This window comes from Oscillospiraceae bacterium MB08-C2-2, assembly GCA_035621215.1.
GTDB lineage: Bacteria > Bacillota > Clostridia > Oscillospirales > Ruminococcaceae > WRAV01.
Genome location: CP141729.1, coordinates 853,028 through 868,612, shown reverse-complemented (window position 1 = coordinate 868,612; position 15,585 = coordinate 853,028). Strand labels below are relative to the sequence as shown.

The 15,585-nt window shown below is 48.2% G+C and carries 11 protein-coding genes; 10 read left to right on the top strand and 1 reads right to left on the bottom strand.

All coding sequences use genetic code 11. The annotated features are described in order from the left end of the window. Window positions 1–96: 96 nt before the first annotated feature. The 10 genes from tig to U6B65_03750 all read left to right on the top strand — a co-directional run bounded on the left by tig (window position 97) and on the right by U6B65_03750 (window position 11,781). On the top strand, window positions 97–1,509 hold the full coding sequence (gene tig, locus U6B65_03795) for a trigger factor (GenBank protein ID WRS28263.1): 1,413 nt from the start codon (window positions 97–99) through the stop codon (window positions 1,507–1,509). 139 nt (window positions 1,510–1,648) lie between these two features. Further along, window positions 1,649–2,230, top strand: a complete 582-nt coding sequence (gene clpP, locus U6B65_03790; GenBank protein ID WRS28262.1) for an ATP-dependent Clp endopeptidase proteolytic subunit ClpP — start codon at window positions 1,649–1,651, stop codon at window positions 2,228–2,230. A 253-nt stretch (window positions 2,231–2,483) separates the two neighbouring features. After that, the gene (clpX, locus tag U6B65_03785; protein ID WRS28910.1) at window positions 2,484–3,830 is read left to right on the top strand and encodes an ATP-dependent Clp protease ATP-binding subunit ClpX; all 1,347 of its coding nucleotides are present in this window, start codon (window positions 2,484–2,486) and stop codon (window positions 3,828–3,830) included. A gap of 354 nt (window positions 3,831–4,184) precedes the next feature. After that, a complete protein-coding gene (lon, locus tag U6B65_03780) occupies window positions 4,185–6,614 on the top strand; it encodes an endopeptidase La (protein WRS28261.1) in 2,430 nt (809 codons plus the stop codon). 25 nt (window positions 6,615–6,639) lie between these two features. After that, window positions 6,640–7,251, top strand: coding sequence for a ribosome biogenesis GTP-binding protein YihA/YsxC (gene yihA / locus U6B65_03775; protein WRS28260.1), 612 nt, complete (start codon window positions 6,640–6,642; stop codon window positions 7,249–7,251). Window positions 7,252–7,465: 214 nt separating this feature from the next. Then, window positions 7,466–8,767, top strand: coding sequence for a diaminopimelate decarboxylase (gene lysA, locus U6B65_03770; GenBank protein WRS28259.1), 1,302 nt, complete (start codon window positions 7,466–7,468; stop codon window positions 8,765–8,767). A gap of 199 nt (window positions 8,768–8,966) precedes the next feature. Next, entirely contained in the window at window positions 8,967–9,260 is a 294-nt protein-coding gene (locus tag U6B65_03765) for a YerC/YecD family TrpR-related protein (protein WRS28258.1), read from the top strand. After that, a complete protein-coding gene (locus tag U6B65_03760) occupies window positions 9,257–10,018 on the top strand; it encodes a class I SAM-dependent methyltransferase (protein ID WRS28257.1) in 762 nt (253 codons plus the stop codon). Before U6B65_03765 ends, U6B65_03760 begins: the two co-directional genes overlap by 4 nt. An 8-nt stretch (window positions 10,019–10,026) precedes the next feature. Next, window positions 10,027–10,896 carry an Hsp33 family molecular chaperone HslO gene (gene hslO, locus U6B65_03755; GenBank protein WRS28256.1) on the top strand — a complete coding sequence of 290 codons (870 nt, stop codon included), beginning with the start codon at window positions 10,027–10,029 and terminating at the stop codon, window positions 10,894–10,896. Between the two features lie 297 nt (window positions 10,897–11,193). After that, complete coding sequence (locus tag U6B65_03750; GenBank protein ID WRS28255.1) at window positions 11,194–11,781, top strand: hypothetical protein; 588 nt, start codon at window positions 11,194–11,196, stop codon at window positions 11,779–11,781. Between the two features lie 93 nt (window positions 11,782–11,874). On the opposite strand, the gene U6B65_03745 is transcribed toward U6B65_03750, so the two are convergent. Beyond that, complete coding sequence (locus U6B65_03745) at window positions 11,875–15,546, bottom strand: EAL domain-containing protein (GenBank protein ID WRS28254.1); 3,672 nt, start codon at window positions 15,544–15,546, stop codon at window positions 11,875–11,877. Between the last annotated feature and the right edge of the window lie 39 nt (window positions 15,547–15,585).

The window sequence follows — 15,585 nt, the reverse complement described above, 5'->3', positions numbered from 1 at the left end:
ATAAATAGAATTTTTTATTTATTCTGTGGCTTTTTGCCAGTTTTTATGTTACAATCAAAAAGATTAAGAGATGGGAAAATACAGGAGGAGTAATTCATGAGCTTGACTTCCACACAGAAAACCGATAATAACATCGTTGAACTAGAGATCGCCGTTGGCGCAGAGGAGTTTAAAGCGGCTGTTGATAAGGCGTTCCGCCAGAAATCAAAACAGCTTTCCGTGCCCGGTTTCCGCAAGGGCAAGGCTCCCCGCCAGATCATTGAAAAAATGTATGGCGAAGGCATCTTCTTTGATGATGCTGTCAACGAGCTGTATCCCGCTGCCTATCGCAGTGCTGTGGAAGAAGCCGGTATCGAGCCGGTGGATAAAGCGGATGTTGAAATTCTGACTTTAGATAAAGCCGTTGGTTTTACCTTTAAAGCCACTGTTACTGTGAAGCCTGAGGTGGAGATCGAAGGATACAAAGGCATTGCGGTTAACCAAGTTATGTATAAGGCAACCGATGCCGAGGTTGATCAGGAAATTGAACGCATGCAGGATCGCAACTCCCGGATCATTGCTGTGGAGGGCCGCCCCGCTCAGGATGGTGATACCACTGTCATTGATTTTGAAGGCTTTGTAGACGGTGTTGCTTTTGCAGGCGGCAAGGGCGAGGATCATAACCTTGTGCTTGGTTCTCACCAGTTTATCGAGGGCTTTGAGGAGCAGATCATCGGTAAAAACGTAGGCGATTCCTTTGACGTTAACGTAACCTTCCCCGAGCAGTATCACGCTGAGGAGCTCAAAGGCAAGCCTGCCACCTTTAAAGTAACCCTTAAAGAGCTGAAAGAAAAGGAACTGCCTGAGCTGGATGATGAATTTGCTAAGGATGTCAGCGAATTCGATACTTTGGACGAACTGCGTGCTGATCTGCGCAAAAAGCTGCAGGATGCAAGAGACGACCGCTCCAAGGATGAAGTTGAAAATGCTCTGATGGATGTTGTTGTGGAAAACCTCAAGGCGGAGATTCCTTCGGTTATGATTGAGAGCCGCATTGACGATATGGTGCGGGATTTTGAATACCGCATTTCTTCTCAGGGCCTGAACATGAATATGTATCTGCAATACAGCGGCATGGATATGGCTGCTTTCCGTGCCGGTTTCTCCGCACAGGCAGAGCGTCAGGTCAAGACTCGCCTTGCATTGGAGAAAATCGCTGAAAACGAAAAGCTTGAAGCCTCCGCCGAGGATATTGAGGCTGAGTATGCAAAGCTTGCCCAGCAGTATAACATGAAGGCCGAAGAAATCAAGAACATGCTCCGTGAAAAGGATGTGGCTGCTGATCTTTGCACCACCAAGGCTCTCGAACTTATCCGCAGCGAGGCTGTTATTACTGAGGTTGAGGAAGCAGCTGCTGAGACTGATTCCAAGGAAACCGCAAAAGCACCTGCTAAAAAAGCGGCAGCTAAAAAGCCTGCGGCCAAAAAAGCAGCAGCTAAAAAAGACGAAGAAGCAGGCGAGGCGAAGTAATACCAGCCTGCTGATACATAATGACTGCGCCTGAAGGCAAGGGCTCCCGGATTTGCCGCAGCTCATTGTTCGGTATTCCCTAAAAAGATTCTTTCGTTTTGGGGAATGCTGTATTACAGCATTGGAGGTATCAACAAATATGAGCTTAGTACCAATGGTAGTGGAGCAGACCAACCGGGGAGAAAGAAGCTACGATATTTTTTCCCGCTTGCTCAACGATCGAATTATCATGCTGTGCGATGAGGTGAACGACACCACCGCCAGCCTTGTCGTGGCTCAGCTTCTTTATTTGGAGGGGCAGGATCCCGATAAGGACATCAACCTGTATATCAATTCTCCCGGCGGCTCTGTTACAGCCGGTATGGCTATTTACGATACCATGAACTATGTCAAATGCGATGTTTCGACCATCTGCATTGGCTTGGCTGCTTCTATGGGCGCGTTTTTGCTTTCCTCCGGTACCAAGGGTAAGCGTTTTGCAACCCCGATGGCAGAGATTATGATCCACCAGCCTTCCGGCGGGGCCAGGGGGCAGGCTTCGGATATTCGTATCCACGCCGAGCATATTGTCAAAACCAAAGCAAAGCTCAATGCCATTATGGCAGCTCAGACCGGTCAGCCTCTTGAAGTGATCGAGCGGGATACCGACCGGGATAATTTTATGGATGCAGAAGAAGCTAAAAACTACGGTCTGATCGATAAGATCGTTGTTTCCAGATAACGTTTGATTCGATTATCAATCAAAAACTGGTGTGAGAAGAATTATTTCTTTTCACACTTTGGTTTTTTCTTTTGCTGAGCCTTGGCGTTATGTTTTGCGGGAAATAAAATGTTCCCATGGCAAAAGCTGAAGGCGGCAATAGATGCGCGCAGATTATATCCCTATAACGTATGGGATTATAGGCAGAGCAACCGGAAATCGGCGCTTTGGGGCGGGCATCCTCCAGATTCTGCATCAGGAAAGGACAATGACTATGTCTAAGTCGATTGATAACCGTATACTTCGCTGTTCTTTTTGCGGTAAAATGCAGGATGAAGTGGGCCGCATGATTGCTGGACCCGGCGTGTGTATATGTGATGAGTGCATTGAGCTGTGCCAGAGTGTGCTAGATGGTGAGAACATTTACGACGATGCATCTCCCCGGCCTTCTCCCTCTGAAAGACAGCCCAATGTTTCTTCCAAGACCGGATTCACTGTACCCCGGCCTCATGAAATCAAGGAAGTGCTGGATCAGTATGTAATCGGTCAGGATCGGGCCAAAAAGTCCCTTTCTGTAGCGGTTTACAATCATTATAAACGCATTTTCGCCATGGAGGACGAGGGGGATGTGGAGCTTCAAAAATCCAACATTCTTTTGCTTGGCCCCACTGGTGTAGGTAAAACTCTTCTGGCCCAGACCTTGGCCCGTGTGCTGGATGTGCCTTTTGCGGTTGCCGATGCCACCACTCTGACTGAGGCCGGCTATGTGGGCGAGGATGTAGAGAACATTCTGCTTCGCTTGATTCAGGCTGCCGACTTTGATGTGGAGAAGGCTGAGCGGGGAATCATCTATGTGGATGAAATCGATAAGATCGCCCGGAAATCCGAGAATCCTTCCATCACCCGCGATGTAAGCGGTGAGGGTGTACAGCAGGCTTTGCTGAAAATCCTGGAGGGTACTGTTTCCAATGTACCGCCCAACGGTGGACGCAAGCATCCCAATCAGGAGTTCATCCGCATTGATACTACCAACATTCTGTTTATTTGCGGCGGCGCCTTCGATGGCCTTGAAAAAGTGATTGATAAGCGCATCAACACCACCACCTTGGGGTTTGGCGCCAAGCTGGCTGAGAAAAAGGATAAAGAAACCGATGTGCTGATGACTCGGATCGAGCCCCATGATCTGGTTAAGTTTGGGCTGATACCCGAGCTTGTAGGGCGTATTCCCATTATTACAACACTCAATTCCTTGGATCAGCAGTCCTTGGTCAAGATTTTGACCGAGCCGAAAAACTCCATTGTTAAGCAGTATCAAAAGCTGCTTGAAATGGATGATATTGCATTGGAATTTACCGAGGATGCTTTGGAAAAAATTGCAGATGTGGCCATTGCACGCAAAACCGGTGCTCGTGGTCTGCGCTCCATTATGGAGGATGCTCTCGGGGATATCATGTATGAGGCTCCCTCTGATCACACCATTGAGCGCATTCAGATTACCAAAGAATCGGTGGAGAAGGAAGCAGAGCCGGTTATCATCCGGGATCCTGAGCGTAAGCCACGGCAGTTAAAGCTGACCAGAGGGCCGGAAAAAAAGAAAACCCTGCGCAAGCCTTCCGCATAAGCAATCATAAAATTGTGGCCAAATTGAAATGACCAAAAGCTTTTTCCCAGTTGGATAACGTATATATGTTGAGGGCGGGGCGGGGTGAATAGCCCCGCCCTTTGCTAAAATTCAATCTAACCAAATTTTTAGTGAAATCAGGCAGGTTTGAAGTGAAATTGGCAGACTCCATAGTCGAGTGCAAAATTTGTTCATGATCTCTTCATGAGATTCACTTGAAACATTGCATACAGTTTTACTATAATTTGAATATGGCAGATTCTAACCATCTGTCAGGCAGGGAGAAACAGCGTGCATTTGGGCTGTAAGCCCTGCATATTGATTGAATAAATGAAAAAGAAGGGGAGTTCAAACATGAAAAACGCTGATACAAGCATTCAGCCAATTAAAATACCCATGCTGGCCATGCGTGGTATGGTGTTGTTCCCCCAAATGGTTCTTCACTTTGATGTGGGAAGAGATAAATCCATACTGGCTCTCAATGAGGTCATGAATGCCGACCGTCGTATATATTTGGTGGCACAGAAGGATGTGCGGGATGAGGAGCCTGATACCGGTGATGTGTATACAGTCGGTGTTGTGGGCGAAGTCAAGCAGATCATCAAATCCCAGAATCATTTGCGGGTTTTGGTGGAGGGGCTTTATCGTGCCCGTACCCTGAAAATACTGGAGGATGAGCCATACTTTGAGGCTCTCATCGAAGAATATCCCGTTAACAGTGCCCGAGGCGGAAAAAAATCCATGCTGGATGCGCTGTTGCGTACCGTTAAGGATTTATTTGAGGAGTATAGCTCTCTGACCCCCCGGATGCCAAAGGATATGCTGATCAACGCCATTGCTTCGGAAAATCCTGAGTTTATTTCCCAATACATAGCGGCTAACATGCCCATTAAAACGGTGGACAAGCAAAAAATTCTGGAAGAATCCAGCATTGCCAAGCGGCTGCGCCTGCTCATTCATATTATGGAGGAAGAAAATGAAATCCTTTCTCTTGAGCAGGAGATTCAAGAAAAGGTTCGGGATCAAATTGATACCAACCAGCGGGAATATTACCTCCGTGAGCAGATGAAGGCAATTTCCGCCGAGCTGGGGGATGGAGATTCCCAAAGCGAGGCCTATGAATATCACGAAAAGATCGAGGCCCTCAAGCTGGATGAGGAATCCGCCGAGCGGCTTCACAAGGAGGCCGACCGCCTGCTGAAAATGCCGGGCAATTCCCATGAGGCAGGGGTTATTAAAACCTATCTGGATACCTGCCTTGAGCTTCCTTGGAACAAGACCACCCGTGATCGGTTTGATATTGCCAAAGCCAAAAAACAGCTGGATGCCGACCATTATGGTATGGAGAAGGTTAAAGAGCGCATTTTGGAGATGCTGGCCGTCCGTAAGCTGGCCCCCGATATGAAGGGGCAGATTATCTGTCTGGCGGGCCCTCCGGGCGTGGGCAAAACCTCGGTGGCCAATTCCATCGCCAAGAGCCTTGGGCGCAAATATGTGCGGATGTCCTTGGGCGGCGTGCGGGATGAATCGGATATTCGAGGTCACCGCAAAACCTATGTGGGCTCTATGCCTGGCCGGATTATCAATGCAATGCGGCAGGCCGGAACCAAAAACCCGCTTCTCTTGCTGGATGAGGTGGATAAGCTGGGCAGCGATTACCGGGGCGATCCTTCCGCGGCGCTGTTGGAGGTTCTGGATTCCGAGCAAAACTTCGCTTTCCGGGATCACTATATCGAGATTCCCTTTGATCTTTCTCAGGTGCTGTTTATCGCCACAGCCAATAACCTTTCCACCATCCCCCGGCCTTTGCTGGATAGGATGGAGGTCATCAACCTGACCAGCTATACCCGCCAGGAAAAATTCAGCATTGCCAAAAAGTATCTGGTCAAAAAGCAGTCTAAAAAACACGGGCTCACTTCCGCCACCTTTAAGTTGGCCGACGGTGCCATTTTTGCCTTGATTGATCACTACACCCGGGAAGCCGGTGTTCGTAGTCTGGAGCGGGAGATTGCCTCCCTTTGCCGCAAGGCCGCCAAAAAGATTGTGGGCGGCGAGCTGGAGAAGGTAACCATCAACGCTCAGAACATTCAGGAATATTTGGGAGCCCATAAATTCAAACTAGATGTATTGGAAGATCATGATGAGGTTGGTTTGGTTAACGGCCTTGCATGGACCTCTGTAGGCGGCGAAATGCTGGAGATTGAGGTAGCGGTGCTGGAAGGCAACGGCAAGGTGGTGCTCACCGGCAGTTTGGGCGATGTGATGAAAGAATCTGCCCAGGCCGCCATCAGTTATGTGCGTACCTGCTGTGAAAAATACGGTATCCCTAAGGATTTCTATAAAACCAAAGATATCCATATCCATGTGCCGGAGGGTGCAGTGCCCAAGGATGGCCCATCGGCGGGTATTACCATCTGCACTGCGTTGGTATCTGCACTTTCAGGTATTGCCGTTCATCGTGAGGTTGCCATGACCGGTGAGATTTCTCTCCGGGGCAGAGTGCTTCCCATCGGTGGTTTGAAAGAAAAAACCATGGCGGCCTATCGCTTGGGTATCAAGACTATTATTATCCCGCAGGATAACCTTTCCGATCTGGAAGAGGTAGACCCTGTGGTCAAGCAAGCCATTCGGTTTATCCCTGCCAAGCATATCCGCACTGTGCTGGATGTGGCCTTGGTAGAGAAATACACTGGAACGGCGGAAAAAGCCCAAAGCAATGAGGTTATCCCTGCTTTGGAATATGAAACAGATGTTTTGTCTGCCAAGGCGGTGCTTCAGCAATAGGCCCCTTTGGCATTGAGGAGTGGTTATGAATTTTCACAATGTAGTGTTTGAAGCCTCCTATGGCCTTACCAGCCAGCTTCCCCCTTCCGATCTTGCGGAGATCGCCTTTTCCGGGCGTTCCAATGTGGGTAAATCCTCTATGATCAACGCCGTTTTCAATCGAAAACAGCTTGCGAGGGTCAGCTCCAGCCCGGGAAAAACCACCACCATCAATTTTTTCAAGGTGGAAAACACCCGGTTTGCGGATTTACCTGGCTATGGTTATGCCAAGGTAGCAAAAACCGAGAAGGCCCGATGGGGGCGGCTCATGGAGGATTATTTCAGCACCGGGCGCAGCCTTGAGCTGATTTTTCAGCTCATCGATGCCCGGCATGCTCCCACACAGGATGATCTGACGATGCTTGATTTTCTCATCGAGGCAGAGATTCCTTTTGTGGTGGTGTTGACCAAGATGGATAAGCTAAAGCCCATGCAGCGTCAAAGCCGTTTGGAGGCGCTGCAGCAAGAAATCCCTTTTGCGCAGCAGATTACGGTCATTCCTTTTTCTGCGGAGACAGGGGAGGGTGTGGAAGAAGTCCGCGGTATTATTGAGGAAATTGCAGCGGGTTTTGAAAGTGAGCAGCAATTGCCGGAATAAGCTCCGGTTTGTTTAAATAGTAAATTTACTTTAAAATCGCTTGTTTTAAAGTTGGCTGTGCAGAGCACGCCGGTGCACCTAAGGTGTTCAAATTGACTATAAATAGTATTTCTTCCGTTTCTTTGAGCGGAAACCGCGGCTTTGCCGCAACTTCAAAACAGTTTTGGGGGATTGTTTTGAAATGAAATAAGTTTACAAAACAGGAGAGGTGTGTATGTTTGTATCCGATTGCCTGGGTGTCAATTCCCAGGGACATTTGACCATTGGAGAGCGGGATACTCTTGAGCTCGCCCAGACCTTTGGAACCCCGCTTTATGTAATGGATGAGAACCAGATTCGCCAAAATTGCCGCAGCTATAAGCAGTCTATGGAAAAATATTACGACGGTCGCGGAATGGTAGCCTTTGCTGCAAAATCCTTTTGCTGTAAGGCCATCTGCAAGATCGTCATGGAAGAAGGACTGGGCATGGATGTGGTATCCTCCGGGGAGCTTTATACCGCTCTTTCGGTAGGATTCCCGGCGGAGAAGCTTCTTTTTCACGGAAACAACAAGCCTCCTGTGGAGCTGACCTATGCAGTTCGCAGCGGTGTCGGCCGCATTGTGGTGGATAACATCTATGAACTGGAACTGCTCAATGAGATTGCCAAGGCTGACAATAAAAAGGTAACCATTCATTTCCGCATCAAGCCGGGCATTGATGCCCATACCCATGACTTCACCAAAACCGGTCAGATTGACAGTAAATTTGGCTTTGCGCTGGAAACCGGCGAGGCCTTTGAAGCCATCCGGCAGGCCATCGGCATGAGCCACATTCATCTGGCAGGCCTGCATTGCCACATTGGTTCACAGATTTTCGGTGTGGAGCCCTTCCAGCTGGCCGGTGAGGTTATGGTAGGCCTTATGGCTAAGGTGAAGGATGAGCTGGGCTATGAGATTGCCGAGCTCAATCTGGGCGGCGGCTATGGCATCCAGTATACCCCCGAGAACAACCCGGTGGAATATGGCAGCTACATGGAAATGGTCTCCCGCACCGTCAAGGAGAACTGCGCCAAGCACGGTCTGAACACTCCTTTTATCATTATGGAGCCGGGCCGTTCCATCTCCGGGCCTGCGGGTATCACACTGTATACCGTTGGCGGCATCAAGGAAATCCCCAATATCCGCACCTATGTTTCGGTGGATGGCGGCATGGCCGATAATCCCCGTTATGCCCTTTACAAGGCCGAATACGATATGATGATTGCAGGCAAGGCCACTCAGCCCAAAGCCTCTGTGGTCACGGTAGCAGGTCGCTGCTGTGAAAGCGGTGATCTGTTGGGCGAGAATGTAAAGCTCCAGCCGGTCCAAGTGGGGGATACCTTGGCGGTGCTGGCAACCGGTGCCTATAACTATTCCATGTCCTCCAACTACAATCGCCTTGCCAAGCCCGCTGTGGTTATGGTCAATGGCAAGGATGCACGTGTTGTGGTTAAGAGAGAAACCCACGAAGATCTGGTGCGCAACGATTTGCTTTAAGCTGTAAAAAGCAGCTCGACGGACGGCATTTCCTTCGTTTTGAGAGGATGTGCCGTTCTCTTTTGGGTTTTTCGGGTATCTTGCTGTGGTGTAATGGGCATTTTTAGTGGTATTGTTGGTGCGTTAACGCTTTACAGTGATAGAGCTTTGTGCTACACTATAGGTACAGGTATTTGGGAAAACGAGAGGGTGGTTTATCATGACCGATAAATTAAAAAAGATTGATTTGGATGCTCTTTTCCAGGCCATACTGACTCTTGAAAGCATGGAGGAATGCTATGCTTTTTTTGAGGATTTGTGTACAGTTCCCGAGCTGAAGGCTCTTTCCCAGCGTATTCAGGTGGCCCATATGCTTAACCAGCAGATGGTTTACAACGATATTGTGCAGAAAACCGGAGCCAGCACCGCAACCATCAGCCGGGTTAACCGGTCGCTTCATTATGGCAGCGATGGCTATAAGCTGGCCTTTTCCCGTTTGGAATCCAAGGAATGAGCTACAGTGTCTTTGCGCGCCATTATGATACCTTAACCGATAATGTAGATTATGCCGCCAGAGCCAAATATTTTGACAGCTTGATACACCGATACAATCTGGGCGAAGGCCGCCTTCTGCTGGATTTAGCCTGTGGCACCGGCAGCTTGACGCTGGCTTTAGCCGACCTAGGCTATGAGTGCATTGGTGTGGATGGTTCTCAGGAAATGCTTTCTATGGCCTATACTAAAACAGGCATATTGGAAAAGCCACCGCTCTTTCTCTGTCAGGATATGGAAGAGTTAGATTTATACGGCACGGTGGATGTGGCAGTCTGTGCACTGGATAGTCTCAATCATATCACTGCGGAAGCCGATCTCCGGGAAGTTTTTCACCGGGTAGGGCTGTTTACCAACCCTGGCGGGCTGTTTCTCTTTGATGTTAACACTTTTTATAAGCACCAGAATATACTGGGGGATTCCGTTTTTGTTTTGGAAAAGCCCTCGGTTTATTGTGTATGGCAAAATGCCTTCAGCTCCCAGGATGGAGTGGTGGAGGTTACACTGGATTTCTTCGAAAAGCTGGAATCCGGGCGGTATAACCGGAGCAGGGAATGCTTTTGTGAAAGGGCCTACCCCATTTCGGTGTGGGAGAAGCTTTTGGAGCAGGCTGGCTTTGAGCTGCTTGCTATTTTTCATGAGGATAGCTTTGAGCCGCCTCAGGAAAGTTCCGAACGTCTGGTTTTTGCAGCCAGAAAGAAGGAGCAGGAAAGGAACTAGAACATTTTATGGCAACAATAATCAAAACCATTTCAGCGGATGGAGGCGTAGTCTGCCAGGCTATGGATTCCACCGACATCGTTTTTAGAGCGGAGCAGCTTCACCGCACCTCCGCTGTGGTTACAGCAGCTCTGGGGCGGCTGCTGACTGCGGCCTCCATGATGGGCACTATGCTGTATCATGAGGATGATTCCATCACGCTGCGCCTTAAAGGGGATGGGCCTTCCGGCAGTGTTATCGCTGTTTCCGATTCTCAGGGCAATGTGCGGGGTTACGTGGAAAATCCCATTGTAGAGCTGCCTTTGAATCAATATGGCAAGTTGGATGTGGCGGGTGCTGTAGGCAAAAACGGCCTCCTTTATGTCCTCAAGGATTTGGGGATGAAGGAGCCTTATATTGGCCAGACTCCCATTGTTTCCGGCGAGATCGCTGAGGATATCACCCACTATTATGCCACCAGCGAGCAGACCCCCACGGTTTGCGGCCTCGGTGTGCTGGTTAACACCGATTTGACTGTGCTCAATGCCGGGGGCTTTTTGGTGCAGCTTCTGCCTGGAGCCACCGATGAGACCATTGCCCAGCTGGAAGCCAACGTGGGAAAGCTTCCTTCTGTTACCCAGATGCTATCTTCCGGGATGACACCCCATGATATCGCTCATAAGCTGCTGGAAGGCATGGAACCACAGGTTATTGAGACCCGAGAAGTTTCTTACCGGTGCGATTGCAGCCGCCAGCGTGTGGAACGTGCTCTGCTGAGCCTTGGGCGGGAAGAGCTGGATCAAATGGCCAAGGAGCAGGAGGTCACCGAAGTGGATTGCCACTTCTGCAACAAGAAATACCGTTTTAACCCCACAGAGCTGCGTGCTCTGGGCCGGTAGGTTTTGGCCATCAAGTATTCTGCGATAGAATGATAGCCAACTGGCTTCCTAAGAGGAATTCGTGCAGCAGTCTTAAAAGAAGTGATCGAACTAACTTGATTTAGGTAATTTCAACTTAGGGATGCAATACGAGCTGCTTAACCGCTCTTTCTTTGAATCGTTCAAAGAAGGGCGGTTTTCTTTGGAAGAAATAAAAAGGTGCAAGACACCCCCTTTTTGTGGTATACTATTGGCATAGAAAAATTAAATTTACTATCAACCGATAAAAAGGTATTGCCTGATGAAAGGAGGCTGGTTATGCGTATTGATGTTTATTGCGATGCCAGTTATTATCCTAAAGGTGATATTGCTACCATTGGTGTGGTGGTTTATATGGATGGGAGTCTGCAGCTTCGATCTGGGAAGGAAATCCCCGCATCCTCAAACATTCGTTTATGTGAACTGCGGGCGCTGAATAAGGCAATCGGATATATCGATACCAAGCAGAGAACCGGCTATATTCCCTTTAGCCAGACCATTCGCTTTCACTGCGATGATTTGACTTTGGTAGAGGGCATTCAAAAGGCTAAAGCTACGCTTGCCATGCAGAACAGACCGGAAAAGCTGCCGGATTATCTGGCGGAAAATGAATTGCTTTACGGTTTGACCATGCAGCTTATGCGGCTGGAAAAAAACAATTTCGTCACCCTTTTTTGGATTAGCCGAGATGGCAACAACAGCGCACATGAGCTGTCTAATGAGATTCTTCAAGAAAAGAAGCGCCAGCGCAGGGATCATCAGGAGAGGGAAGCGGCTCAGATTGTTCTGGCAGAAAAAAAGCTTGTGAATACAAAGCAGCCGAACCGCCGCAGAACAAGGCGGCGCCCCAAAGGATCTGCCCTATAAATATAAGCGGATCAATTCAGCATAAAAAATCGACCTGCCTTTTATCAGGCAGGCCGCTTTTTTTATATACTCATACAACTATAAAAGGGAGCTTTAGTGCATTTTCTGGAATTCTCTAATACGGGATTTCACCAGCTCCAGAAGTTCCAAACAGTGGTTTTCTTCATCTGTAAAAGGAACCTCGGAAGCTTCTGCGATGCCAAAGCTGAATACAGAACTGCCAAAGCCTTCGATATGGCTTTGCAGCAGGGTTTGCTTAGCGTTCAGAATCTTGGCCAATGCGGTTTCTTTTGTGCAGGAGGAAAGAACCAGAACAAACTGCTCTTCGCTAAGCTGGGCAACCATATCAAACCGGCGGGTAAAGCTTTTAATGGTTTGCAGGGTACTGGTTATTAAAAGCTTTTTTTGTATTGGTGTATGGGCACCATTGGCAGCGCTGTTGATATCGATCAGGCACAAGGATAACGGCCGGTTCTGGCTTCTGGCTTCTTTAAGGCGCTTTTGAAGCTGCTCGACCAGAGCGATGGGCTTATACAGTTGATCCTCTAATTGGCAGTCTGAGCGATAAGCTTCCAACTGTGCCGGACGTTCATAGTGTTCTGTAATATCCTGAACCTGTTCCAAAAAAACGGTCTGGTTTTCATTCCAAGAGATCGTACTGGAGCTCACCCGATAAAACCGTCCGTCTTGTTTATTCTCGAATTCCCAGCTTTCACCAGAGGTGGAGTTGATTAGGTGGCTCAGATCCTCCGGGTTGCGTATTTCGTGAAAAAGCCTGCCTTCTGCAATATCCGGGTTACCGAAAGCCTGTCGTATTTTATCGTTGGCAAAAAGAATACAGCCACTTTCCGGGTCTGTAACGCAGATACCAATATTGGGATGATGAAGCACATTTTCAAGAACAGTTTCCCGGGCAAAAAGCTTTGCTTCCAGCTGTTGGCATTGGGTGACGTTTGAAATAATTAAGCAAAGGTTATAAAGCATTGATACTTCTTCCGGCAGCCAACCACGGGAATGAAGGCAATCATCGAATCCAACAAAACCAATCACTTCATCCTCATGAAACAGCCCGATAACCAGAAAAGACTGCGATGTCGGCTCGATCAAAGTTTCTTGAATTTCATTGGGCAGATAAGCACGGTCAGGAACCAGTATCATCTTATCGGTTTTCAGAACATCCATCCAGTAAGGTGATTCTTCCCGGAAATCCAAAAGCTTTGCGAGCATTTCAGGGCAGCGGGTCATAGAATCACACCAAATGCTTTTTTGAGTGAAAAGCAAGGGGGTATCTGAGAAATAGACATAGCCCCGGCTTAGTTTGAGAGAATCCACAATAATCGAAAGCACTGTGGTCATAGACTGATAAACGTCACAGCTGTTCATCAGCAGCTGCATGCACTGATTCAAAGTGAGATAAAGATTGGGGGTGAGAGTCAGAGGGGATTCTCCATTGATAATCCGCTGCAGATTAACAGGGTTTGGGTTAAGCGATTGGGTGGAGTTGGAAATCTGGTAGAATTTGTGGAGCTTGGCTTCCAGCTCAGCAGCGGGCAGGGGCTTGCTGAATAAATAACCCTGCACAAAATCCACGCCGTTTTTCAGTAGGATTTCAAGCTGTTCCTTGTTTTCAACGCCTTCGGCAATCAAGCGCATATCGGCGGCATGAGCCAGTTCCACCATTACATATAGCAGATACTGAAGATAAGTGTCGTTTTCAATATCCACAATAAAAGCTCTTTCAGTCTTCAAAAGGCTGACAGGCAGGTTTTTCAGATTGTTAAAGGAGGAGTATCCAGTTCCGAAATCATCCAGTGCCACTTGAATATTATGCTGCCGCAGACGGTCAATAGCTGTAATGGCATGGGTAGTAAAGTTCATTTGGGTGCTTTCGGTGATCTCAAGACTCAGCTTTTCGCCGGGATAATCGTATTTCCGAAGAATATACAGAATTTTGGAGAAGAGCCCCTCATCGGCCAATTGAACAGGGGAAAGGTTCACATCCAAAATAAAGCGACTGTGTTCATCCAGTCCCCATTGCTTGCATTGCCGGACAGCCGTTTCCAAAACCCAGTGGCCCAAAACGCTGATCAAACCCATTTGTTCTGCCTCGTGAATAAACACGAGAGGCGAAACAGGGCCGAATTCAGGACTTTCCCAGCGGCAAAGAGCCTCCAAACTGCACCACATTCCGGTGTTGGGGTCTACAATGGGCTGATAATAAACCGAAAAACCTTTCATTCCTTCGTTGATGCAATTTTTAAGGCTCATTTCCAGCAGCAGACGCTCTTGAAACTTCTGATCGGAGGATTCGGAATAAACCACGATCCGGCCTTCTGCCCGGGCGGATTCCATCACCCGTTCAATCAGGTTAATGAGCTTGTTGTCATCAGAAAAATGCTTGACATTGTGAATTACACCTACAAAAATGTTGCAGAAGATGTGGAATTTTTCTTTGGCAGTGGTGAGAACCCATGGGTCTTCAAACCGCAGATTCAGCTGTTGTGCGAGAAGTTCCACGGCGCTGGGGTCCATATTGCTGAGTGCAAGACCAAACTCATCACCATCAATGCGATACATGGTTGCGCCGGGAATATCCAGCTCTATAATCCAGTTGCGGATCTGGATCAGCAGGTTATCGCCTGTTTCTCGGTTGTAACCGTCGTTGATTTTTCGCAGCGACTGAATATCAAAGCAGATTAGGGAAAAATCTTCATCTGCGGGAAGGTTGTTCAGATCGTGAATCAATTTAAGACTGTTGGGCAGCTTGAGATGCCGATCAAAAAAAGCAAGCTGCGAAAGCTCTTCCTGCAAAGCCACATTTTCCGTGATATCAATGTAGGTGACCATATGAGCAAGCCGCCCATCCACCCAATTGATGGCCTGATTGGTGCACCGCAGCCATAAATTATGCTCTTTGTTATATACAGTGGAAACATAGGGCTCTGCCGGCAAGCCGTTTTCAGTGAGAAGCCGCTCTTTAGCGCAGGAACCGCAAAAAGCAGTGCTATCCTCACCCATGATATCTTCACATACCTGGCCAATCATTTCACCGGGCGTAGTCCCCAAAAGCTGAGCGTGCCGGTTGTTTGCCAACAAAAGCTCACCGGTGAAAAAATCGGTAACATACAGGTTAACATCCGCAGAATCAATAAGCTTTGTGAGCATTTCGGCTGTTGTGTTCAGCTGCATGGTCATGGCTACCAGCTCTTGGTTGCTTTGAGAGACACTCTGATTGCGTTCAGCCATAGAAACCAGTGTTCGGGTGATATGCTCCAGCAGGCTGGTGAGGAGAGAAAGTCTTTCGTGGGAGACACTGGGCAGATTTTCTATGTCTTTTATTTCGAAATGCTGCGGATTAAAGGGGAGAGAATCTTCTTCAGAGGCTTCTATATTCTGCTGGGATAGATCGGATATTTTTATTAAATCCACCACCCAGACTCCTAAAAAATCAGTTTCCAGAAAGATGGGTACCACCGCAGTGGAAAGCCCGGTCAAACGGCAAAAATAAGTTTGCGCTGTTTGGGAATTGCGGCAGCTGTCGTATAAAAAATGATACGAAGAGAGCAGCGTCTGGTAAACCTCTAAGGTTGTGGAAGCTTCGTGAGAAAAATCCAGCAGATTGCTGGGCTGGGTAATGAGCTGACCCTGTGCATTAACCACAGATACGGTCATGCCCGAGACAGCGGCAAATAAATCTTGAAGATCTTGAATGTCTTCCAGATTCAGCAGATTGGTTAGTTTGATTTCTTGGTCCTGTCTATCCAAAACTAAAATCACCCGACTTCGTTTGTAGTAGAATTTCTG

Coding starts and splice junctions, on each gene's coding strand:
- yihA (WRS28260.1), top strand. CDS start 6,640: ATGAATTTTCACAATGTAGTGTTTGAAGCCTCCTATGGCCTTACCAGC.
- clpX (WRS28910.1), top strand. CDS start 2,484: ATGTCTAAGTCGATTGATAACCGTATACTTCGCTGTTCTTTTTGCGGT.
- U6B65_03765 (WRS28258.1), top strand. CDS start 8,967: ATGACCGATAAATTAAAAAAGATTGATTTGGATGCTCTTTTCCAGGCC.
- U6B65_03760 (WRS28257.1), top strand. CDS start 9,257: ATGAGCTACAGTGTCTTTGCGCGCCATTATGATACCTTAACCGATAAT.
- tig (WRS28263.1), top strand. CDS start 97: ATGAGCTTGACTTCCACACAGAAAACCGATAATAACATCGTTGAACTA.
- hslO (WRS28256.1), top strand. CDS start 10,027: ATGGCAACAATAATCAAAACCATTTCAGCGGATGGAGGCGTAGTCTGC.
- lysA (WRS28259.1), top strand. CDS start 7,466: ATGTTTGTATCCGATTGCCTGGGTGTCAATTCCCAGGGACATTTGACC.
- U6B65_03750 (WRS28255.1), top strand. CDS start 11,194: ATGCGTATTGATGTTTATTGCGATGCCAGTTATTATCCTAAAGGTGAT.
- clpP (WRS28262.1), top strand. CDS start 1,649: ATGAGCTTAGTACCAATGGTAGTGGAGCAGACCAACCGGGGAGAAAGA.
- lon (WRS28261.1), top strand. CDS start 4,185: ATGAAAAACGCTGATACAAGCATTCAGCCAATTAAAATACCCATGCTG.